The following is a 21,366-nucleotide window of genomic DNA, read 5'->3' on the forward strand; positions in this document are numbered from 1 at the left end:
GAGACACCATGACATTTAAAAGCATCGCGCTGTCTTTCTTTGTGGCGACGTTACTGTTTGCAACTTCAACAATGATGATTGGCGCTGTGTTGATTTCTTATGAGGTAAAGCAGTTCAACACATACGCAAATAACCTAGCCAAAATAAAGCAAAAAGTCATTTTAATGGGGCTGCTGACGGAAGCGAAGCTCGAACAATACAAAGGCTTGAGCGTGGATGAAGTGGAAGCTCAAACTGAGTTCAGCTTCCAAGACGCGATTTACTCGCTGTCACCGTACGAAAAGCTGAATTACGTTGAAGCCGTCGCGCGCAAATCGCTGCATCAAGCCGAAGCGTATTTATCGAATGCGTTTAATCGACAAAATGCCATTATGTACTTTCGCTCTTATACTGGGAGCAAGTTGATTTTAGAGCGACCAATCAAAGCGTTAGAAGGTGTGAAGGCCACATTCGATGTCGATTGGTGCAAGAGCAACTACTCTTGCGTTCTGGCTGCGTGGAAAGAACAACTGACTGATCGCGTGTTGTTTTCTCTGCCGTTTAAAACCACCTACTCGGATGACATGGCAATAAGCATCATGAGCCCGGTTTATTTCCAAGGTGAGTTAGTCGGCGAATTTTCGGAACAGCTCTATCTTTCATCACTTTATAACGAAGGGAAAGCCGTCGACGTACAGATCTCCAATGGCAACAAGCAAATGGTGATCTATTTTTCGGGTTATCCGTGGCCATCGTTCGCGTACACTCAATCTTTTGTGGCAGACAACAACAACTTGATTGTCTACATGTACCCGTTCAGTAAAGTGATGGTGGATTACAGCTTTCTGTTTGTTATTTTCTTTTTGGCAACCTTGGCGTATTACAACAAAGCGCATGAATCCAAAGAGAGCAAACTTCGTCTGGCGACGGCACTGACGAATGTGACAAAAGACGATTTAACTGGGTTACTTAACCGCAGGGTCTTTAAAGATAGCGAATTCAAACGCCGCTTGAAAACGGCCCCTTATTCCGTCATTGCCATTGATGGCGACAGGATCAAGCGAATCAATGATCGCTATGGTCATCACGTTGGGGACGAGGTTATCGAGATCATTGCCGATGCGATGCGTAAAGTGTTCAGAACCAGCGATTATCTCGTCCGAACTGGGGGCGATGAGTTTATCGCAATCTTGCCGGGGTGCAGCATCAGTCAGTCTTCGATGTTGGCGAAAAAGTTACGTAGCGTTGTCAAAGACAACCGACTTAAAACGTTAGACATTGAAGTCAGCGTAAGCACAGGCGTTGCGGCAAACGAATCACACGAATCACTGCAAGATGTTATCGTTCGAGCGGATGAAGATCTCTATGAGATGAAAAAACGCAGACAACAATCACAGTAAGTAATAGTTTTATTGATAAAAATGCCAAGTGATTGGACATAACCATGACATAACTGTTTGATTAATTTGACCAAACAGAAAGAGTGGTCTTTTATATTAGAGCAGCCAGCAAACAATGGCTGCTCTAATTATTTTCTGACCTTACATCTGGTGTCGCGTGTGAACAAAGATCTCGACTTAAACCTACTCAAAATTCTTGTCTTATTGGATAAGCACCGCCAACTCAAGCCCGTTGCAAAAGCGATGGGGAAAAGTGAAGCGTCCATCAGTAAATACCTTGCCCGATTACGACTTCAGCTTAACGATGAGCTGTTTATCCGACATCCTCACCACATGGAGCCGACGGACTATTTAAAGCGTCAACTGCCCAAAATTGCCGACGCGTTGGAAAAGCTTGAAACCTGCTTAATTAGTGGCGAGTTTGAGCCAGAAAACTACGAAAAAGACATCACAGTCTGTTTACCGCAAACCGCTCAATACTCATTTGGTCACTTGCTCGCAATGGATTTGATGGAGCTGTTCCCTAAAGCGCACATTTCAGTGGCCACCATTACTGAGTACACGGTTGAAGAGATCATCCTAGGCAAGGTGGACGCGCAGCTTCATTACTTTAACGATGACTTACCGAAATCTGTCCATCAGAAATTCATTGGTTATGCACCCGCAGTGGTTGTGGTTCCGGAAGAGTTGGGGATTACAACTCTTGAAGAAGCTGCACAATTACCATTCATCATGTTAGAAATCATCGGCTGGAAAGAGAAAGAGCAGCTTGCCAAGCGAGCAATGGAGAGTCACGGTATGGTGATTAACCGAATTGCAGCGTTAGATAATGTAAGCAGCGTTTTGAAGCTAATTAAGAAAAAGAGTGCGGCAACGGTGTTGCTTGAGTATCAAGCGCCAATAGAAGGGTACAACTTTATACGAGTACCGGAATCTTACTACCCGAATGGTTGGCCCAAGATTGTGGTGCAAATGAAACAAAGTCACCGGCATGATGCAATGCACCAGCTGTTAACTGGCGCCATTGCAAAATACATGAGTGCTTAATTCTCAGTGCTTAGCGGCAAAACTGAATGTTTTCTGACTGAGGGATAGTATGCAGCAGCTCAATCAATGAGTCTGCGTGGTACTTCTTCAAGATACGTGTTTTGTAGGTACTGATCGTTTTAGCGCTCAGTGAAAGCTGCTCAGAAATCTTCTTATTTGAGTAGCCTTGCGCTAAGTAATGGAACACCATAGCTTCGCGGTTTGACAGCGTCACATCACCCGATGATGGCGTGTGAGTCGACTTAAACATCGAGTAACCGCGAGACACACTCACAATCGCATCGGCGATAGTTTCTCTTGCTTCATTCTTGTTTAAGAAGCCGTTAGCGCCCATTTCGTAAGCGGCTTTAGAAAGGCTAGAGTAGTCTCGTGAAGAGACAAACAACAGTCGTCCACGATAGCCCGTCGCTAAAATGTTTTTGGCTAAACGCATACCATCTCGGTCGCCAAGCACTACGTCTAATATAATCAAATCAATCCTTTGACTTCGAACGAGCTCCATTACTTCCGCACTGTCAGTGGTTTGGATTACTTCAGCTGTGTTGATTGCATTTTCAACAAGAGAAGCAAGCGCTTCGCTGTACAATGGCTGGTCGTCGATAATAAGAACGTTATTCAAAGTGAACCTCATCTAATATTTCAACTAGTACGCTGTCAGGCAACAGCTCGATTGGATGAGTAGGATTGTAGGAAAAACCTTGCTGAGAGGAAGGAAAATGACTCTTTCCAAAAATGAAAATCAGTGTCTTATTTTTTGGAATGTTGGCGGCAGCCATTGAAACGCTTAACGAAGAGAAAATTGTGTAAAAACACGCTCTGACAGAAAACTAACAAACAGAAAACGTTAATTCATCCATTGCTGACCGTGATGTTCTGTTTCGCATATTGATACATGTTGTTGTATTTAATGGATTGTAATTCTCGGTTATCACACAAGTTTCGTATTACGCGGTCACAATGCTCGAGCTTACGATAAATCGCGTATTCGCCGCGATACTCAAATGGGCGAAGTGAGGCTAACCTCACAATCGCTAAACAGATTTTCTTGGAGTGAGGAAGAAGGTCGTGCAGTTGAAAGTAGCGATCAAAGTGCGGCGTGATTGAGGAGGTTGAAATCGACTTCTGAGCGGTAATTTGTCTTCTGATTTGCTCGATTTTGGTCTGCGATTCTTGCAGGCGCACTTCCAGGCTTTTGAGCATGTGCACTTGGCTTCGGAAAATACTTGGATGTTGCGCCTCGGCAATGGCTCGGCGAGCACGTGGCAACATCGATTTCATTTCACTTAAAAATGAACAACGTTCGAGCAGTACGCACAGATGGTAAAGATCATAGAAATGCGACAGTTGATTGCTGGCTAGTACCGCTCTGACTTGAGAAATAGCGGCTTTTAAATCACCACGAATCAGCGCGATGTGCGCGTCAATCAATGCAAATTGGGCTTTGAATTGTGAGTTCTTCTCTATTTCACCAATCAGTGGGTTTAATCCAAACAGGAGGTTTTCAAAGCATTGATTTGAAGGTGCATTGAGTGCTCTATATAAGTGGCAGCGCACAAAATTCAGTTTGGTGAAGATGCCGCCTCGGAAGGTATTTTCGTTCTTTTCGTAGTAGCGCTTAATGTAAGTGACCGCGTCATCGTAAGATTCGCTGGCTAAAGAGAGGTTGGTGATCACCAGTTCACGCTCAGAACCAGCATCCAGCAACATGGTCGATTGCTTAAGGTGTTTGATCGCTTTAGGAATGTCTTCACTCAGCACCGCCATGTTAGACATTTCATCGTGATAGTAGGGGTTCTCTTTTTTACTGCTCAAGCTTTCCAGAACTTCTTGTGCTTTTTCTAGGTCATCGGTCTCGATTAGCGTGTTGGCGAGCGCAGTTTTAATCCAGTCAAAATTGTCTTCTTTGAGTAACTTTTCGTATTCGCTACGGGCGCTAGAAAACTGTTTGTTTTGCACCATTGCATGCGCACGGTAACGTCTGATCAGTTTTGAATATTCGGGATGAAAGGGAAGAAGGGTATCGGTGGCTTCAATCACGCCTTCAAAGTCCATCTCACGCAGTTTTTCGTAAATCGGTAGTAGCACGCTTCTGCGTTTCATGGCTGACAGCAGTCGGTTACGAAAAAAGGTGTGATTAAACGGTTTTAGCAAGTAGTCATCAGGGTCGCAGTCCACTATTGAACGTACGATCTTGTGATCATTTTCTCCGGTCAAAAAAACGAAAGTTGTATGTGCAGGCAGAATTTGCGCGTGCTTTAACTCTTCTAACAACTGAAAGCCATTGAGCTGAGTTTGAAAGTTGTAGTCACAAATCACCAAATCAAAATGCATTTGCTTACAAAGATTGATGACCTCAAAAGGTTTATAAGCGTAATAGATGTCACTTAAATCGAGTTGTCGAAGTATCGCGGTCACGCTACTCGTAACCAGTCTGGAATCGTCAGCGACCAGAACTTTACACAGATTACGGTCAAAACTCATGGGTCAATCCTTGTGCAGTCAAAGCGTGTAAGAAAATTCAATGCAGCGGAAGCTTAAATGCTTCTCTTGAGATTTTTTTGAGGGAAGATAATCGCTTTATGTATGTTGAGTAACCCAATGATGGACGTCATTAACGCTTAGCTCTAGATCGGTGATGAGTTTTTCTAACGCCGTTTGATAAAGGGGGGAATCAGATCGGCCCAATTGTTCGGTCAATAAAGCGGATTGATGAATACGCTCTAAGCCTATTTGTGCGAGCCCGCCTTTAATCTTGTGCACGGTCTGGAGTGAATGTTTTGGTTCGTGTAGATGCGCTTTTAACACTTCGAGATCTTCTGTCATGGTTTCCAGATACACCGTTGCCATGTGGTGTTGCATATCGGCTGGAAAGTGAGTTAACCATTGAGTATGTAGAGAAGAGTCTGAATTCATATAAGTGGAGCATCGTTTGTTATTGATTAAGAACAGATAAATAGTTATTAATTTTAAGAAACGGGTCAAGTATAGGACTGTTTTTAAACTAATTCTAAATTATTGATATCTAATGTTTTATTGTGGTTGTGAGGCTTTTCTTACATCAAAATAGGAAGCCAATAAGGGAGAGGTTGCTGCACTACACTCGATAGCTGCGTTTCAAATTTCTTCATGTTAGAAATGAGTGGCATTTTATTGCTATCTTCTGCGTTGTAACTTTGCTTGTGGCATAAAGCATTCGCTCAAATTATTCCTAAACTTTTCAGTGTTATGGCCGCTATAGAACGTAACGAAGGCGGGAGAGTAGAATCTCTACCGAAGTCTTGTTCAAAATTGAGACATATTTTCACTGTTTGAGATGGAAGTGTGCAGTAATCGTCCTTTTGAAGGTTTACAAACACAGTCGTAAAGACTAAAAAGGACGCTCGGATTTTTTGCCGTAGGAAGAAGTTCTTTACGGTATTGCATCAAGCCTTTTCTTGACGCGTTTTTTGGATATTGGGTCTATGAGTAACGTAACCAGCACCATTTTGACTGAAAGTGGTACCAATGAACTCGAAATTATTGAGTTTCACCTAGAAAAACAATTGCCAGACGGCAGCACCAAAACCTGTTATTACGGTATTAACGTTGCCAAAGTACGTGAAGTGATTCGCGTGCCTGAGACGACAGATTATCCGAACGCGCAACCTCATATGATTGGTGTGTTCTCATCTCGCGATGTCCTAACGCCTTTAGTCGATTTGGCTGGTTGGTTAGGTGTCCCTACGCGACAAGACCTTGAGCGCAAGTTTGTTATCGTTACCGATTTCAACAAGATGACCAATGGCTTCCTAATCGACAGCATTTCACGTATTCACCGTATTTCATGGAATGATGTGGAATCGCCAAGTCAGTTTTTAGAAGCCGGTGAGCAGGATTGTGTTGTGGCGGTCGTTCGCAAAGATGGCAACCTGATTATGATCCTCGACTTTGAAAAGATCATTGCAGACATTAACCCTGAGCTGAGTATGGAAAAATACGACGTGAAAGTGGATAAATCTGTTGATTTGAACCAGCGCATGGTTGGTAAGCGTAACGCGAAAACCATCATGGTTGTGGACGACTCCGCGTTCATCCGTTCTCTGATTCAAGATACCTTGGCGTCGTCAGGTTACAACGTTATCACCTGTAAAGATGGTGGTGAAGCGCATGAGAAATTGATGAGCCTGATTGAAGTTGCGAAAGAAGAACAGCTACCAGTACGAGAACTGCTGGATGCGGTTGTGACGGACGTAGAAATGCCTCGAATGGATGGCATGCACTTAGTGAAAAGGTTGCGTGAAACCGAAGCGTTCCGCCAAATGCCAATTATCATGTTCTCGTCACTAATGAGTGAAGATAACCGAGCAAAAGCGCTGTCGCTTGGCGCTAATGACACCATTACCAAGCCAGAAATTGGTCGTATGGTGAATATGATGGATAAATACGTATTCGCTTAATTTGCTTATCGCTCATCAAGCACAGAGTTAAAAGTAATAAGGCTGCCGATTGGCAGCCTTATTTGTTTATGGGCAAGGAAGAATTTCTAATTTATAGCTTTCGTTTGATGTAGTTGGCGGAGCATACAAAATACCGCACTGGGTTAAGCTACTATTTTTGTCGTCTCTAGCGGAAATTACGACTTCAATTTTTTCCTGTGATTGGGTTACTTTCCAATCACTTGTTCCATACTGATTATCTAGCTCAGCAACGAGTACGGCTAAGTTAGTTTCATCCGCATCTGGGTATCCATATCTAAATGTACAGCTCTTAGAACCATTAAGATTGCAACCTGGGAAAGGAAGACTTTCTGGGCCTTTACCTGATCCCGCGTCTGTGTGTTTGTTTGAAATGTATGGATAATGCTCTAATCCTACGATCGCCATTTTTCCATATCCGATCCCCAACGCCGACGCAATTGCGCCTTTCATACCTTCTAAGCGGGCTTCGCGAGCATCGTTTTGTAAGTTTAAAAAACGTGGTGCGGCGGTGACAGCAAGAATGCCGAGTATCACAATCACCACTACTAACTCAATTAGAGTAAATCCAGTCTGTTTTTTCATATTATTTTCACAGCAAGTTAAAGGTAAAAAAGTAAATAACTGTACGCTTTTTTGTTGTGGAAATAAGTACAGTATTGATAAAAGGGTCAGCATTATAGAGCGATGCAAAATAAAGCGCTAGAGCTCGACATCAATCATTTTGATGATTTTATCAACGGCATATGTGTTGTTTTGGTGTACAGTGCATTCAGTTTTCTGTAAGAAAAGCCTTACGTTGGTAGTGAGGTTAGCGAAAACGAATGTTGTCTAAAAACAGACAAATAGATTGTCTTTTCTTGGTCATTGAGGAATGCTACGCAAGGCGGGGTTAGGCAACTATCTCGAAATGCGATAAGTCTAGCGCCCTTATTGATCATCTGAATATAAGAACATCTAGATGGAATTTGATTCGGTTAACTTGCTTGCGATGGGACTGATTTTTCTCGGTTCTTTTGTCCAAACTGCGATTGGTTTTGGCTTAGCCATTGTGGCCGCGCCATTGCTCATTCTATGGGCGCCCGAATATGTGCCTGCACCTATCTGTTTGGTCGCGTTGTTTATTTCGATCATGAATGCGCTGAAACATCGCAGTAGCGTCGAAATCGGTGGTCTAAAAATGGCACTGATTGGCCGAGTTCCCGGCTCTATTGCTGGTGGCTTCATGCTGTTTTTTGTCTCCACTCAAGCACTGACGTTGTGGATCGGTTTACTCGTTCTATTCGCGGTTATCGTTAGTGTGCTTCCGTTTCGTATTGAACCAACACCCCAGCGTATGACGTTAGCTGGATTTTTCTCCGGTTTGTTTGGTACCAGCTCGGCAATCGGTGGCCCTCCGATGGCATTGCTATTGCAGCATCAAGAAGCGAACCAGTTACGCGGTAACTTGTCGGCATTTTTCGTATTCAGTTCTATCATCTCTTTGGTGGTTCAAATCCCAGCGGGCTTCTTTACGTTGCACCACCTTGTGATTACGATTCCGTTACTACCAGCTGCCGGGCTTGGGTATTGGCTTGCGATGAAAACGACGCAATCGCTGCCGAAAGAAAAGCTTCGTTTTGGTGCGTTACTGCTGTGTTTTGTGAGTGGCTTTACGGCAGTCGTACAAGGGCTGAACCTGTAACAATTAGGCGCGATGATAATCACTTTACAAACGCCTTTTGCGCTATAAAATCGCGTCACTTTTTCTTCATCTCAATGAGCAATGGCCTATGAATCATCGTCACTACGGCAATTTTATGGCTGCGTTATCCTTCGTTATTTGGGGATTACTGCCGGTTTACTACCGTTTTCTTCCTAATGCTGCAATGGATGAGTTGCTGGCATGGCGCATTATTGGCTCGGTACCCGTAGGGATTCTTATCGTCTACGCGGTGACTCGCCATTGGCCAAATTGGTCGCAGGTGTGGCGAGATAAAAAGTCTCTTTGGTATACCTTTGTGGCAAGTAGCCTAATGTGTATTTCTTGGAGTGCATTTACGTGGGCGTTGACTCACCATCGAGTGATTGATGCAAGCTTGGGCTTTTTCATCGGGCCACTTGTGTCTGTCGCTTTAGGTGTATTTGTTTTGGGAGACAAGCTTTCTAAGGGGCAATTAATTGCAATATTGCTTGCAACTTGTGGCGTGTTATACCAAGTGTTTCAATACGGGCAGCTACCGTTTGTTGCCTTAACAATGGGGCTTTTCTTTGCGCTTTATGGACTCTACAAAAAGAAAATCAACTATGATTGGAGCACAACATTGTTTATTGAAGCGCTTGTTCTTGCGCCGTTTGCGTTGGGATATTTGCTGTTCAAACAATGGACGACAGGCGAGCTTGCTTCTTCCGTTGATACGATAACCTTATTGCTTTACTTCGGCAGCGCGCCAATCACGATTCTGCCTTTGATCTTCTACTCAATCGCGATTCGTATTACAAACTTATCGACGGTTGGCTTGATGCAATACATAGAGCCGAGCTTGCAGTTTATTCTTGCTGTCGTGTTCTTTGGGGAGCTATTCGATGACGTTAAAGCGGTTACGTTTGCCTTTATCTGGATGGGTTTGTTGCTCACGATCTTCGAAGGCGTTGCGAAAGGAATAAAGCGTAAAAAGTTGGCTAATCATTCGGTGTAGGTTGAATCCGGTTTAAACCAAATTTGGGCCAACCACGCTCGTTTTAGTTCATTGTGCATCCAAGTAAAACCAAACATAAAAGCGCTCAGTCGAGCGCTTTTTTTATCACTGAAATTCAAGTTATGAATAGCGATGTTTTTCATTATTCGGCATCTTGAAGTTACTTAGGTATAGTGAATAGGTATCTGAATAGAAAGGACTCAACATGATCACTGCACTTTATGCCAGTATTCTGGCTCTACTTTTAGTTTGGTTAGCGTTTCAAGTCATCAAACAAAGGCGCCTTAACAAGGTTGCGTACGCAGATGGCGGCGTAGAAGCACTGCAAATTGCCCGCAGCGCACAAAGTAACGCAAGCGAATACATACCCATTACGCTAATTCTTATGGCGTTGTTAGAGTTTAACGGCGCAGCACCCATTTGGATTCATCTTACCGGTATTATCTTTGTAATTGGCCGCATCATTCATGCCAGAGGTATCCTACAAGAGAGTTTTAAAGGAAGAGTGAAGGGCATGCAGCTGACGTTTCTCGTGATTGTGTCTCTTGTGGTCTTGAATATGTTCTACTTCCCTTACGGAAAATTGTGGTAAGTCTAATAAGTTCCTACAGCGCGAATCTGTTTGCGAATTGCTAAATCGAGTTTGCAAATTGCAATGAAAGCTGTGAGCAAATAGTCGCTATTGATGAAGTTTTAATGAAATTGATTAAATATCAGCCTGTTTCTATGCGCTTTAAAGTTGGCACGCCTCATGCTTTAGTACTATTGACCCTTTCTAAGCCGAGGGTCACCTAGCCAACTGACGTTGTTAGTGAACCCAATTGTTCACAAGTATATACAGCCAATCACACACCTTGTGGTTGGCTTTTTTTTATCTTCAGGTTTCCTATCTCTACACGTTATTAAGGTGTTTGCCTTATCGAATAAAACCAACAAGTGTGATAACTTGCGCGCGGTTTAAATGTAATTGGTTGTATTAATGAAGAAAACAATACGTGTAGTAGGTGTGGCATCTTTACTGTGCTGTCAGTCGGTTAATGCGATGAGCGAAAAAGACTGGGACGTTCTAACGGATATTGGCACTTACGGTTTAGTGGCAACCGCTGCAGCTGTGCCAGCTTATAAAGGCGATTGGGAAGGGTTCTGGCAAGCAGGATTGAGCATTGGCACGGCTTCTGGTGTTGGTTTGATTGGTAAAAAGACCATCGATGAAGAACGCCCAGATAAAAGTGACAACGACAGCTTTCCATCCAACCACACGGCAAACGCATTTGCTTCTGCGACCAACCTTTACTTGCGTTATGGATGGGAAGCCGGACTTCCTGCATACAGCATGGCAGCGTTAGTGGGCGTCGGCCGTGTTGAAGCCAAGAAACACTACTGGCGAGACGTGTTGGCAGGCGCGGCTATAGGCACGTTGAGTGCTTATATTTTTACTGATGCGTATGACGAAAATGTACAGCTTGTACCTTGGGTGACCAGCGAGGATGCGGGTATCTCCATCACTTATCGTTGGTAAGGGTATGAGTTAGATATTTGAATCGAATGAAAAAAGCCTCGGAAATGTCCGAGGCTTTGTTGTTTATGAAGTTACTTAGAACTGCGCTTTAATCCAGATCATGCGGTGGTCAGATGAAACATCTTTGCCATTACCGTATTTGCCGATGCGCGAATCGTTAAACAGTTTACGACCTTCTTCATAAGATGCAGACCAGTAAACGCCGGAATCAACCACGTTTAAGTTTGCAGAAGGCAAGGCGTAGTCTACACCTAAACCAAATGTTGAAGTGATACGGTTCGGATATGGGTGAGTTGAGCTCTTTTCAACGGCGTGTTCAGCTGCGCCAAAGCTTGTTGGGTACAGGTTGCCGTTCATCACGTCTTGGTTAACCAGCGGATCACTATGCAGATCTTGCATGACAGAGCTAATACCATCGCCAGCAACTGGATCGAGGTTTTGGTCGCCCATCATGACGAATTTAGCACCGCTCGCCAAGCCACCTTGTTTACCTGCATCGTCGTAGAAAAATTCTTTTCCTTGGATGTAATGGTGCCAAAATTCCACTTCCGCTGCGTTTTGCGCTTGGTTTTTACCTGGATCGAAAACTGGTGGTGTAGGGTGCGACATCAGAAGATGAACAACCTCATTACCATTGCTGGTCGGGATGATAATTGGTGCATCTACGTGGTTTTTAGAAGAGAGGCGTACTTGAGCCCATTCCTCTGCAGAGTACCACTCATCGCCACACTTCATGTTGTCTGGAATTTTTTGTGAGCCGTCACAGATAGTAATGGTTGGGATTTTCGCGCCTTCTAAATCTTTCCATTTAAACTCTTGGAAGGTTCGTGTATTTGCCGTATCAATTTTGTACTTAGACATTAGGGCAAAGGCGTATTGGCCGTGGTACATGCCAAAGCCCCATGCATCCCCCGGCATTTGGCCGGCAGTGCCGTTGTTGTCGAGGTCAAAATCGCTCAACAAACCTGTGTTGGTAGAGTAAGACTCCGCGTAAGGGTATTCGATAGGTTCGAGGTTTGCTTCTCCGCCCGCGCCATCGAGGCTTTGTGCAACAGACAGGTAGTTCTTTTGGAAGCCTTCAAGGGCTGCTTTGTCTTCGCCTGTTCCGTCGTTGTTGTATTCCGCCATCATCAGTACATCAGGGCGATTCTTTTGAATGATCGCAGCAACGTTGCGAATTTGAATGACCTTTTCCGCAGTGGTTTTGTCTTCAGCTGCGATGGATCCGTCTAAATAGGCTGTAACCAATGCAGCTTGCTGCGCTGGTTCAATTTGCATTTCATTTACTAAAGCTTCGAAGGTCGCGCGGTCAAAAGAGAGGTTGTAGGTGGCAATCTTTACTTCAGTTGGCTGAACGTTTACGTATTTCGTGTCGTCGTCATTGCAGCCAGTCAGTAAAGCGGCACCGATAAGGAGAGCGAGAGAAGTTTTAATTGTTTTCATGGGTACGTCATACCTTATAATTGATTCGGGCAAATATTAATAACATCAGTAATATTTGTAAGCGATATGAGTCACACAAACGTTTGCATAATTACATATACAATCAATTTTTGTGTGATTTGTGCAATAAATGCGACAGTTTCAACATCAAAAGGTTATATGCAAATTGTTAAAGGTATATGTCGAGAACGTTGAGTCGCCATAAACTCATCCATAAGGTCTATAAATTCCTGTGCTAGACTCAATGAACAGAATGAGATCAATAAGCCTAACGTCCTGTTAAGGGATTATTCGGCGCATAAAATCTGTCAGTTTGGCTTTGCTATTTGTGCAAAATAGGGGACTTACCGATGGATCTAGGATCAAAATATCAGCGCAAGCTCGCAGTTGGCTTGGTGTTGGTGTCACCACTTCTTGTTTCACCTTCTCTCTCTGCCGCTCAGTTGGAGCGATTAGAGCCAAATCATGGACGTGTGGTTTCTCTCGAAAAGCAAAACCTTGCCGCGACCCAAAATGTCGCCAAAGCGCTTGGATTAAAGCCGGGCAATAATGTTCAAAAGCTTAAAGCCAACCAAGACAAAAATGGTGATGTCCACGTCCGGTATCAACAAACCTACAAAGGAATTCCGATCTGGGGGAAACAGATCGTTTTACACCGCGATAAACAAGGGAAAATCAAACGCTTTGGCGGTACGTTAGTTCATGATATCGGGCAAGACATTTCTAACACGACTCCTCAGCTCAGCCTTGAAAGAATAAGAAGCAAAGTACAAAAGCCGTATTTGGATGTTGGCTATCACATCGAAGATCAACAACAGGGATTGCGTATTTATATCGATGACAAAGACGTTGCGCATTTAGCCTATGAGATCCAGTTTTTTGCCGATTCTGAACAAGCGGTAAACCCAACTAGACCAACTTATCTCGTGGATGCTAAATCAGGTGAAGTGCTGTTGCAGTATGAAGGATTAGCTCATGCAGAAGCAGATGGCCCGGGAGGCAATCAAAAGATTGGTTTCTATGAGTATGGTAAGGAATACGACCCGCTACTTGTTCAGCAGTCGGGGAGCACTTGTATCATGGATACGCCTAATATCGTCCAAACCATCAACCTAGATGGCCGAACTTCAGGTAGTGTTCACACCTTTACTTGTCCAACGAATACGGTCAAAGAGATCAATGGCGCGTACAGCCCATTAAACGATGCGCACTACTTTGGCAAAGTGGTATACGACATGTACAAAGATTGGTTGAATACTGCTCCCTTGACGTTTCAGCTGCAAATGCGAGTCCATTACCGCAAGCGATATGAAAATGCCTTCTGGAATGGATCGAGTATGACATTCGGCGACGGAGCGAGTTACTTCTATCCGTTAGTGAGTTTGGATGTCTCCGCGCATGAGGTCAGCCACGGGTTTACAGAGCAAAATTCTAACCTGATTTATTCAGGTCAATCTGGCGGTATTAATGAAGCGTTTTCGGATATGGCTGGCGAAGCAGCAGAGTTCTATTCCCGAGGTTCAAACGATTGGAAAGTCGGATTTGATATTCGTAAGTCTCCAACTGGCGCATTACGTTACATGGACAACCCTCCGTTAGACGGACGCTCGATTGACCACGCGTCTCAATATGTCAGTGGTATGGATGTTCATTACTCTAGTGGTGTGTTTAACAAGGCGTTCTATCTGTTAGCCGTCGATTATGATTGGGGCACCGAAAACACCTTCAAGGCATTTGCCCACGCGAACCAAAACTATTGGACACCAAGCGCGACGTTTGATTCAGCTGCCGCTGGCGTATTGGCGGCGGCACAAGACTTAAGCTTACCTGCGAGTGATGTGACGGCGGCTTTTGCCCAAGTTGGCGTGTCGACGGATGGTGGTGTCGTTGAACCACCTTCAAGCGCTTGTGATGCTGTGTCGTTGAGTAATGGGACATCAAGCAATATCGAATCTGCTTCGACAGGGCAGTGGCACTGCTTCACTATTGATGTGCCAGCAAACGGTTCAGACTTAACCATCACGACCGCAGGTTCAAATGGGGATGCCGACCTCTACGTTAAGTTGGGCAGTGCGCCAAGTTTGTCAAACTACGATTGTCGCTCTATCAGCTCGAATAGTAACGAAGTGTGCAGTTTTGCTACGCCAAGTGAAGGGACGTGGCATATTGGGGTTTACGCGTATAGCGGTATCAGTAACGTGAGTGTAACCGCGAGTTATACAGAACAAGAAGCCCCACCACCTTCTGGCGGTGTGACAACACAATCCATCAACAATGGCAAAACGTGGACGGCGATTGTCACGGGCTCAGGATTGCTTGGTGGCGTGTGGAACAACAACCCTAGTGATTCATGTGGCAATGATAGCGAGTGTAGCAAATCGGGTATTGATAAAAAAACTGGTTCGGTAAGCTTCACGCTGAGTGATGGGCAAACTTTTGTCATTCTCAAACCATAGCGACAAAGCATATTTCCTAAGGCTCTGAAATTCTCAGAGCCTTATTTTTCTCTTACGAATTTTTGATTATACTCGAGGGCCACACAGAAGTGAGGACGACCTCACCGCTCTATCTTTTCTCGGGGACGACCCCAATCTCGTTGGGAAATATGACATGGCTTGGGGAATTCTCTTCATTGCGGGCTTGTGTGAAATCGCATGGGCTGTCGGTCTTAAATATTCACAAGGGTTTACCAAATTTGGCGCTTCGGCGTTCACCATCGTTTTTATGTTGTTGAGCTTTTGGCTGCTTGGTATCGCGCTAGGAACCTTACCTTTAGGCATCGCTTATGGCGTCTGGGTTGGCATTGGCGCAATAGGCACGGCAATCGTCAGTATTTACTTGTTCAATGAGCCAGCAACGCTAATTAAAGCACTGAGTTTATTGATGATTGTGGCAGGTATTTCAGGGTTAAAAATCTCTGCTTAACGCCGGGTTAAACATAAAAGAAAAGCCAGAGTCGACTCTGGCTTTTTTGCATTTAAATATCTTGCCCGTTTGGTATGGAAGCGTTAAGCACTGCGCTTAATAAAGGGCAACCGTAAATTATGGCCGAACACATTGATCAATGCGCCCGCTACAATTAACGCGCCGCCAATGTATGTCCATAGTGATGGAAGTTCGCCAAAGAACACAATGCCTAACAGTACCGAAAAGACTATCTGCACGTAAGAGTAGGCTGATGCTTTACCTGCTTGTTGAGTTTGCATCGCCTTAGTCAGCCCAAGTTGACCAATTTGAGTGAACACGCCGACCAATACCAACATACACGTCAGGTAAAGATCTGGCATGACAAAGTTATCCCCCATAAACAGGATGGACGTTGGTAGCGCCACAAGTGGGAAGTAGAAAATGATCACCGAGCTGTCTTCGGTTTGGCTGAGCTTTCTTACAATGACATAAGCAATAGAGCTACCAAAAGCACCTAAAATAGCAATCATTACACTGAACATCGGAAGTGTTTGTGCAGATTCTACGCCGGTTTCTGGCCGAACCATGACGTAGACGCCGAGCAAACATAGCGCAATACAAATGAAGGTTGTGGGCTGAATTCGCTCTTTCAAAAAAATGACAGCGAGCAGCGCCGTAAATACCGGATGAATGTATTGGAAGATGGTTGCTTCTGCCAAAGGTAACGTGGTCACCGAATAGTAAACACACATCAGCGCGAAGGTGCCCACCGCGCCACGCGCTAAGAGTAGTGGTTTGTTGTTGCCCCAAACAGAGATTCGTTTTCGTTTCACATCTAAATAACTGATCACTAAAGAAACGAGTGCTCTTGCTGCAACGATTTCAAAGACAGGGATACCATGAAGACTGACGTGCTTTACCGTGGCCGACATTAGCGCGAACCCGAAAGCGGAGAGCACCATAAAGTGCACACCAATGGGAACCATAGTGTTGAGTGAATTAGACATTTTACTGCTCATTTGTTGCGACAGATCGCACTTTAGCATACTCAACAGACAAAATGATCGGCGGCATTCAAACATCGCTGCCGAGAGAAAGAATAAGCGGTAGACTGTGGGTTCTCAATCAATCTATCTTTCTTTCGCGCATGGAGCGCATCTAGGAAATATCTAGATATTTAAGGAGCATACATGATCCCAATACAAGCGACGCATGTCTCTGGCGTTGTCATCTCTCGAATTGATGGCGTAGATAAAATTCTGTTACTCAAACGCGTTAAAGGTGGGTATTGGTGCCATGTGGCTGGTGGTGTAGAGGCTGGTGAAACAGGATGGCAAACCATTCTGCGAGAGCTTAAAGAAGAGACGCAGATTGACCATGTTGAGTTACATAAGGCGGACTTTTTAGAACAGTTCTACGAAGCGAAGGAGAACCGAATCTTGGTCATCCCATGCTTTGTGTTATTTTGTCCGCCAAACCAACCTGTGGTGCTTAATGAAGAACACACGGAATATCGCTGGTGTTCGCTGGAAGAAGCAAAGCAGCTTACGCCGTTTGCTAATCAACATCATCTCTATGATCATGTTTGGCAATACTATGTTGATGTGGAGTCGCTGACACCGTATACATTGATCGAGCAAAACAGCTAGGAAAGGGCAACAAGGACGTGACTCATAAAATTTCTGTGCGAGCAGCACAAAAGCAGGATTCTGCAACCATCTTAAGATTTGTTAAAGAGTTAGCTCGTTACGAGCACTTAGAACATGAAGTTAAAGCCAGCGTCGAAGACGTTGATCGAGCGATTTTCGGCGAAGATTCGACGACACACGCAGTGATTTGTTATGTGAACGAAGAACCGATAGGATTCGCCGTCTACTTTTTTAACTACTCAACATGGCTTGGAAAGAACGGACTCTACTTGGAAGATCTATATGTTTCTTCTGAGTACCGAAATGTTGGTGCTGGGAAAGCGTTGTTAAAGCATTTGGCGAATATTGCCGTTGATCGTGGTTGTGGCCGTTTTGAATGGGCTGTATTGGATTGGAACCAACCCGCGATTGATTTCTACCAGTCAATTGGTGCAGAGCCTCAAGATGAATGGAAGATCTATCGACTGGCGGGAGATGCATTGCAGCGCTTTGCTAAAGGATGATGTGAATGGGAGATTCGATGTATCCACACGACTATCAAGGGAATGGCTCGCAAGCGCGCTTTTCCGTCTCAGAAAGGGTCTCAATTGAGCCTCTAACCACCAAGCATGCGACGGTTTTACTGGAAGTGGTGAACACGTATCGAAACAGCCTATCTGGCTATTTACCTTGGACGGACTTTGTGACCAACCGCAGAGAAGCAGTGAACTACATCTCTCAGCGCGTGAACAGCAAAGCGTTAGATGCCCACTGGTGCGCGATTTATTTTGATGAGCAGTTTACGGGCGTTATTGGTATCAAGGGTGTGGATTCGCACACACACGTCACTGAGATTGGCTATTGGTTGGCGAACAATGGGCGAGGACACCGAGTGATTGACCAAGTGCTTGCGGTTCTGATTCCTTTTTTAAAGCAGAAAGGGCATGCGCAGTTCATCCAATTCCACTGTATGGAAGATAACATTGCCAGTATCAATATTGCGGAGCGTTCTGGTGCCACATTAAAAGAATACGTTGATCACGAGTTCGAGACGCTTGACCGCTCTCAACGATTAGGCATTTATGAATTGCGTCTGACTTAGCACCAAACCCACCGATATTTTAATCAGAGTTCGAACTCTAATTTCGCGAGCGCTACAATAGTAACATTGTTGCGCTCGTGTTAATTTGGAGCGTCATTGATCGAAACTAGGCTAGGAGAAGCATCATGAACGCAATCGCAGAGGTTGACGTGGACACCTCGTTACAGCAAAGCCTCGACCGCTTAAAAACGGCGTATGCCGCCGAACCTTATCCTAGTTTGGATGAACGTAAGCAGCGCCTTATTATGCTAAAACAAGCGCTTATCGCGAACAAACAAGCGTTGGTGGAAGCGCTGAGTGACGATTTTGGTTATCGTTCAGAATTTGATACCGCAATGACCGACGTTTTGCCGACGGTCTCGCACATCAATTACACCCTCAAACGGCTAAAAAAATGGTGTAAACCTAGCAAACGTGAATCAGGTTTGTTGCTTGCTCCGTCGAAAGTGACCGTTCAATATCAGCCACTCGGCGTTGTCGGGATCATTTCGCCGTGGAACTTTCCTGTCATTTTGAGCCTTGCGCCTTTAGTGACTGCTTTGGCCGCAGGCAATCGTGTGATGATGAAGCTCAGCGAATTTACGCCCAAAACCAATAAAGTCATCGTCAATATTTGTCGCGAGCTGTCGGAATATGCCGAAGTATTTGAAGGTGAAGCAGACGTTGCACAAGCATTCAGCCAACTGCCATTCGATCATCTCTTGTTTACTGGCTCGACAAATGTTGGCCGCGCTGTGGCAAAAGCAGCGGCAGAAAACCTGACTCCAGTGACGTTAGAACTGGGTGGGAAATCTCCGGTGATCATCGCAGAAGATGCAGACATGAAGAAAGCCGTTGATGCAATTTTGTTTGGTAAATGCATCAATGCGGGCCAGATTTGTGTGGCTCCTGATTACGCGTTTGTACCGCAAGAACGCGTCGAAGAGTTCATCACGCTGTTCTTAAAACGTTTTGAAAAACTCTATTTGAAATCCAACAAGAATCAAAAGCTGACCCATATTATCAACCAACGACAGTATGAGCGTTTGACTGCGCTGCTTGAGGATGCCAAAACCCAAGGCGCAAATCTCCATACCGTTGAAGCGTCACCTCAAGAGGAACGGCTTTTGTACCCTCATTTGGTCACAAACGTGTCAGCGGGTATGCGAATCATGCAAGAGGAAATCTTTGGGCCACTTCTACCCATCAAGCCATACAAAAGCTTAGAAGAAGCGATTGACTACATTAATCAGCACCAGCGACCACTTGCGCTGTATGTTATGTCGGACGACAAATCGACCATCAAACATATCGTGCGCAACACACACAGTGGCGGCGTCGGCATTAACGACACGGTATTACACGTTGGCGCTGAAGATGCGCCTTTCGGTGGCATTGGCCAATCGGGCATTGGTCATTATCACGGAGTGGAAGGATTCAGAACCTTTAGCCATGCGAAAACCGTACTCCACACGCCGAAATGGCTGCCAAGGACGGGGGCTTTAATGCGTCGCAGAGCAATGGCGATAAAAGCGATTCAAAAGATTTTTGTTCGATAGTGATTGGATTGATAAAAAACCGCCCAAACGGGCGGTTTTTTGGTTTCTATGCGTTCTAAATTGCGGATTACCAAAGGCCGAGAAGCTTCCACCACGCACCGCCAACAAAAACAAAGATTGGAATGACGATGAGTGAGAAGATAAACCCGATTTTCCACCAGTTTTGCAGAGTGTGGAAACCAGCACCAAACAAGATTGGCGCAGGGCCAGACGAGTAATGCGTGGTTGACATATACAAGTTGCTGAAAATACCAAGAACAATCGCAGCAAGCATCGGAGGCGCGCCAGCAGAGATCGCAATTGCCAGGAACGCGGAGTACATCGCACTGATGTGTGCCATTGCACTCGCCATCAAATAGTGGCTGTAGTAGTAAACCAAAAGAAGCACGACGATGGTTGTCACCCAGCCAAAGCCGGACAGTGACTCGGCCATAGACTCGCTGAACCAGCTGATGAATCCGAGTTTGTTAAGTTGCGCAGCCATCATTACCAATACAGCGAACCAAGTTATGGTGTGCCATGCTTCTTTTTCGCCAAGAACGGCGTCCCATGTGATGGTGTGAGTGAGAAGCAAGAAAACTAACCCAAGTAAAGCCGTAACCGTTGCATGAATGCCTAATGTTGGGCCCAATACCCAAAGTGAAACCATACCGATAAAAGTGATACAAACCATCAGTTCGTCACGCGTCATTTTGCCCATTTCAGCCAACTTTTGACGCGCAATTTCACGCATTTCTGGTGTCTTCTTCAGCTCTGGTGGAAACACCATGTACATCACGAGTGGGATGAGGAACAAACACAACAAACCAGGGACGATCGCCGCGGTTGCCCAGCCAGCCCATGTAATTTCAACGCCTTGTTCTTTTGCGAAGTTAGCGGCGAGTGGGTTACCTGCCATAGAGGTCAGGAACATCGCACATGTAATCGCGTTACATTGGAAGATACATTGCACCAAAAATGCGCCGATTCGGTTCTCAGTACCTTTTTCTGGGTCGGAATCATAAGCACTCGCAACCGAGCGAAATAGCGGAGAAATAATACCGCCACAACGTGCTGTGGTACTTGGGGTTGCAGGTGCAAACAGCAAATCAGTCAACACTAAGCCGTAAGCAAGGCCTAATGAGTTGTGACCAAGTTTAGAGATAAACCAGTATCCGACGCGTCGACCAAAGCCGGTGGTAATAAAACCGCGAGAGATAAAGAACGCAGCTGCAATCATCCAAATCGTTGGGTGCGCGAAGCCAGTCAGTGCGGTTTTGATTGGCAGTACGCCAAGCAGTGTCGCGAGCGTCAAACCCATCAAGGCCATCGCGCCAAGAGGAAGTGGGGCGAGGATCAAGCTTAGTACGGTGGTGACGAAAATCGCCATCATTTGCCAAGCTTGATCGGTGAGTCCTTCCGGGGTTGGGATAAACCATAAGATGCAGCCTATCGCGACCAGTAGGAGCATTTTCATTTGGGAACTATTCATACATCCATCTCCAAGTTATTTTTCTTCATCATAGGGTTTGGAAATGGCAAAAAACTGAGAGAAATCAATTTCATCAACGACGTACTTGAGCTCTTTATCAATTTGCATGTCACGACAAAATCTGTTTGAAAAATAATTGAGAATAAACGCATTAAATTAATAAAAGTCATAAAAATCACCACTGAGATCCGCGTCAAAAT

21 protein-coding genes are annotated in these 21,366 nt (G+C 44.9%); 13 read left to right on the forward strand and 8 right to left on the reverse strand.

Annotated elements, in window-relative coordinates; translation table 11 throughout:
• Positions 1 to 8: 8 nt before the first annotated feature.
• Positions 9 to 1,379: a GGDEF domain-containing protein gene (locus ACF8CV_RS03060; RefSeq protein WP_005486479.1), complete on the forward strand. Its 1,371-nt coding sequence runs from the start codon at positions 9 to 11 to the stop codon at positions 1,377 to 1,379.
• A gap of 159 nt (positions 1,380 to 1,538) precedes the next feature.
• The gene (locus tag ACF8CV_RS03065) at positions 1,539 to 2,426 is read left to right on the forward strand and encodes a LysR family transcriptional regulator (RefSeq protein ID WP_005489294.1); all 888 of its coding nucleotides are present in this window, start codon (positions 1,539 to 1,541) and stop codon (positions 2,424 to 2,426) included.
• A gap of 10 nt (positions 2,427 to 2,436) precedes the next feature.
• Here the strand turns inward: ACF8CV_RS03065 and ACF8CV_RS03070 are convergent, their stop codons facing one another.
• The 4 genes from ACF8CV_RS03070 to ACF8CV_RS03085 form a co-directional block, all read right to left on the reverse strand.
• Positions 2,437 to 3,045, reverse strand: a complete 609-nt coding sequence (locus ACF8CV_RS03070) for a response regulator transcription factor (protein ID WP_005454317.1) — start codon at positions 3,043 to 3,045, stop codon at positions 2,437 to 2,439.
• Positions 3,038 to 3,202, reverse strand: coding sequence for a hypothetical protein (locus ACF8CV_RS03075; RefSeq protein ID WP_005454149.1), 165 nt, complete (start codon positions 3,200 to 3,202; stop codon positions 3,038 to 3,040). The genes ACF8CV_RS03070 and ACF8CV_RS03075 overlap by 8 nt, the downstream gene beginning before the upstream one ends.
• 73 nt (positions 3,203 to 3,275) lie before the next feature.
• Positions 3,276 to 4,907 carry a response regulator gene (locus ACF8CV_RS03080; RefSeq protein ID WP_005486537.1) on the reverse strand — a complete coding sequence of 544 codons (1,632 nt, stop codon included), beginning with the start codon at positions 4,905 to 4,907 and terminating at the stop codon, positions 3,276 to 3,278.
• Between the two features lie 96 nt (positions 4,908 to 5,003).
• Complete coding sequence (locus tag ACF8CV_RS03085) at positions 5,004 to 5,339, reverse strand: Hpt domain-containing protein (protein WP_229628784.1); 336 nt, start codon at positions 5,337 to 5,339, stop codon at positions 5,004 to 5,006.
• Between the two features lie 548 nt (positions 5,340 to 5,887).
• Between ACF8CV_RS03085 and ACF8CV_RS03090 the strand changes: the two genes are divergently transcribed.
• On the forward strand, positions 5,888 to 6,862 hold the full coding sequence (locus ACF8CV_RS03090; protein ID WP_005481272.1) for a chemotaxis protein CheV: 975 nt from the start codon (positions 5,888 to 5,890) through the stop codon (positions 6,860 to 6,862).
• Between the two features lie 66 nt (positions 6,863 to 6,928).
• Here ACF8CV_RS03090 and mshA read toward each other — a convergent pair whose 3' ends face one another.
• Positions 6,929 to 7,465: a type IV pilin MshA gene (mshA, locus tag ACF8CV_RS03095; protein ID WP_392416020.1), complete on the reverse strand. Its 537-nt coding sequence runs from the start codon at positions 7,463 to 7,465 to the stop codon at positions 6,929 to 6,931.
• Between the two features lie 376 nt (positions 7,466 to 7,841).
• Here mshA and ACF8CV_RS03100 point away from each other — a divergent pair, with 376 nt between their 5' ends.
• The 4 genes from ACF8CV_RS03100 to ACF8CV_RS03115 all read left to right on the forward strand — a co-directional run bounded on the left by ACF8CV_RS03100 (position 7,842) and on the right by ACF8CV_RS03115 (position 11,077).
• Positions 7,842 to 8,564: a sulfite exporter TauE/SafE family protein gene (locus ACF8CV_RS03100; protein WP_138937074.1), complete on the forward strand. Its 723-nt coding sequence runs from the start codon at positions 7,842 to 7,844 to the stop codon at positions 8,562 to 8,564.
• Between the two features lie 88 nt (positions 8,565 to 8,652).
• On the forward strand, positions 8,653 to 9,558 hold the full coding sequence (rarD, locus tag ACF8CV_RS03105) for an EamA family transporter RarD (protein ID WP_015313147.1): 906 nt from the start codon (positions 8,653 to 8,655) through the stop codon (positions 9,556 to 9,558).
• Positions 9,559 to 9,763: 205 nt separating this feature from the next.
• On the forward strand, positions 9,764 to 10,150 hold the full coding sequence (locus ACF8CV_RS03110) for an MAPEG family protein (protein ID WP_005454090.1): 387 nt from the start codon (positions 9,764 to 9,766) through the stop codon (positions 10,148 to 10,150).
• 387 nt (positions 10,151 to 10,537) lie between these two features.
• On the forward strand, positions 10,538 to 11,077 hold the full coding sequence (locus ACF8CV_RS03115; protein ID WP_020835216.1) for a phosphatase PAP2 family protein: 540 nt from the start codon (positions 10,538 to 10,540) through the stop codon (positions 11,075 to 11,077).
• 75 nt (positions 11,078 to 11,152) lie between these two features.
• On the opposite strand, the gene ACF8CV_RS03120 is transcribed toward ACF8CV_RS03115, so the two are convergent.
• Entirely contained in the window at positions 11,153 to 12,520 is a 1,368-nt protein-coding gene (locus ACF8CV_RS03120) for an endonuclease/exonuclease/phosphatase family protein (protein WP_025518808.1), read from the reverse strand.
• A gap of 350 nt (positions 12,521 to 12,870) precedes the next feature.
• Between ACF8CV_RS03120 and ACF8CV_RS03125 the strand changes: the two genes are divergently transcribed.
• Positions 12,871 to 14,976: a M4 family metallopeptidase gene (locus ACF8CV_RS03125; RefSeq protein WP_025498858.1), complete on the forward strand. Its 2,106-nt coding sequence runs from the start codon at positions 12,871 to 12,873 to the stop codon at positions 14,974 to 14,976.
• Positions 14,977 to 15,130: 154 nt separating this feature from the next.
• Positions 15,131 to 15,445: a multidrug efflux SMR transporter gene (locus ACF8CV_RS03130; RefSeq protein ID WP_138937073.1), complete on the forward strand. Its 315-nt coding sequence runs from the start codon at positions 15,131 to 15,133 to the stop codon at positions 15,443 to 15,445.
• An 83-nt stretch (positions 15,446 to 15,528) separates the two neighbouring features.
• On the opposite strand, the gene ACF8CV_RS03135 is transcribed toward ACF8CV_RS03130, so the two are convergent.
• Positions 15,529 to 16,434 (reverse strand): DMT family transporter, encoded by a 906-nt coding sequence (locus ACF8CV_RS03135; RefSeq protein WP_171055833.1) that lies wholly within the window; start codon positions 16,432 to 16,434, stop codon positions 15,529 to 15,531.
• A gap of 183 nt (positions 16,435 to 16,617) precedes the next feature.
• On the opposite strand from ACF8CV_RS03135, the gene ACF8CV_RS03140 reads away from it, so the two are divergent.
• The 4 genes from ACF8CV_RS03140 (at position 16,618) to ACF8CV_RS03155 (ending at position 19,695) form a co-directional block, all read left to right on the forward strand.
• Entirely contained in the window at positions 16,618 to 17,076 is a 459-nt protein-coding gene (locus ACF8CV_RS03140; protein ID WP_005454164.1) for an NUDIX pyrophosphatase, read from the forward strand.
• A 17-nt stretch (positions 17,077 to 17,093) separates the two neighbouring features.
• On the forward strand, positions 17,094 to 17,579 hold the full coding sequence (locus tag ACF8CV_RS03145; RefSeq protein ID WP_005454093.1) for a GNAT family N-acetyltransferase: 486 nt from the start codon (positions 17,094 to 17,096) through the stop codon (positions 17,577 to 17,579).
• A gap of 5 nt (positions 17,580 to 17,584) precedes the next feature.
• Positions 17,585 to 18,157 carry a GNAT family N-acetyltransferase gene (locus ACF8CV_RS03150; RefSeq protein ID WP_171055832.1) on the forward strand — a complete coding sequence of 191 codons (573 nt, stop codon included), beginning with the start codon at positions 17,585 to 17,587 and terminating at the stop codon, positions 18,155 to 18,157.
• Between the two features lie 125 nt (positions 18,158 to 18,282).
• The gene (locus tag ACF8CV_RS03155) at positions 18,283 to 19,695 is read left to right on the forward strand and encodes a coniferyl aldehyde dehydrogenase (protein ID WP_138937072.1); all 1,413 of its coding nucleotides are present in this window, start codon (positions 18,283 to 18,285) and stop codon (positions 19,693 to 19,695) included.
• 67 nt (positions 19,696 to 19,762) lie between these two features.
• Here ACF8CV_RS03155 and ACF8CV_RS03160 read toward each other — a convergent pair whose 3' ends face one another.
• On the reverse strand, positions 19,763 to 21,166 hold the full coding sequence (locus tag ACF8CV_RS03160) for an anion permease (RefSeq protein WP_017447632.1): 1,404 nt from the start codon (positions 21,164 to 21,166) through the stop codon (positions 19,763 to 19,765).
• Between the last annotated feature and the right edge of the window lie 200 nt (positions 21,167 to 21,366).

Origin of the sequence: Vibrio sp. zbq_1 (genome assembly GCF_043102935.1) — a bacterium.
Classification (GTDB): Bacteria; Pseudomonadota; Gammaproteobacteria; order Enterobacterales; family Vibrionaceae; genus Vibrio; species Vibrio parahaemolyticus.

Coding starts and splice junctions, on each gene's coding strand:
- ACF8CV_RS03060 (WP_005486479.1), top strand. CDS start 9: ATGACATTTAAAAGCATCGCGCTGTCTTTCTTTGTGGCGACGTTACTG.
- ACF8CV_RS03075 (WP_005454149.1), bottom strand. CDS start 3,202: ATGGCTGCCGCCAACATTCCAAAAAATAAGACACTGATTTTCATTTTT.
- ACF8CV_RS03080 (WP_005486537.1), bottom strand. CDS start 4,907: ATGAGTTTTGACCGTAATCTGTGTAAAGTTCTGGTCGCTGACGATTCC.
- ACF8CV_RS03085 (WP_229628784.1), bottom strand. CDS start 5,339: ATGAATTCAGACTCTTCTCTACATACTCAATGGTTAACTCACTTTCCA.
- ACF8CV_RS03090 (WP_005481272.1), top strand. CDS start 5,888: ATGAGTAACGTAACCAGCACCATTTTGACTGAAAGTGGTACCAATGAA.
- mshA (WP_392416020.1), bottom strand. CDS start 7,465: ATGAAAAAACAGACTGGATTTACTCTAATTGAGTTAGTAGTGGTGATT.
- ACF8CV_RS03100 (WP_138937074.1), top strand. CDS start 7,842: ATGGAATTTGATTCGGTTAACTTGCTTGCGATGGGACTGATTTTTCTC.
- rarD (WP_015313147.1), top strand. CDS start 8,653: ATGAATCATCGTCACTACGGCAATTTTATGGCTGCGTTATCCTTCGTT.
- ACF8CV_RS03110 (WP_005454090.1), top strand. CDS start 9,764: ATGATCACTGCACTTTATGCCAGTATTCTGGCTCTACTTTTAGTTTGG.
- ACF8CV_RS03115 (WP_020835216.1), top strand. CDS start 10,538: ATGAAGAAAACAATACGTGTAGTAGGTGTGGCATCTTTACTGTGCTGT.
- ACF8CV_RS03120 (WP_025518808.1), bottom strand. CDS start 12,520: ATGAAAACAATTAAAACTTCTCTCGCTCTCCTTATCGGTGCCGCTTTA.
- ACF8CV_RS03125 (WP_025498858.1), top strand. CDS start 12,871: ATGGATCTAGGATCAAAATATCAGCGCAAGCTCGCAGTTGGCTTGGTG.
- ACF8CV_RS03130 (WP_138937073.1), top strand. CDS start 15,131: ATGGCTTGGGGAATTCTCTTCATTGCGGGCTTGTGTGAAATCGCATGG.
- ACF8CV_RS03135 (WP_171055833.1), bottom strand. CDS start 16,434: ATGTCTAATTCACTCAACACTATGGTTCCCATTGGTGTGCACTTTATG.
- ACF8CV_RS03140 (WP_005454164.1), top strand. CDS start 16,618: ATGATCCCAATACAAGCGACGCATGTCTCTGGCGTTGTCATCTCTCGA.
- ACF8CV_RS03150 (WP_171055832.1), top strand. CDS start 17,585: ATGGGAGATTCGATGTATCCACACGACTATCAAGGGAATGGCTCGCAA.
- ACF8CV_RS03155 (WP_138937072.1), top strand. CDS start 18,283: ATGAACGCAATCGCAGAGGTTGACGTGGACACCTCGTTACAGCAAAGC.
- ACF8CV_RS03160 (WP_017447632.1), bottom strand. CDS start 21,166: ATGAATAGTTCCCAAATGAAAATGCTCCTACTGGTCGCGATAGGCTGC.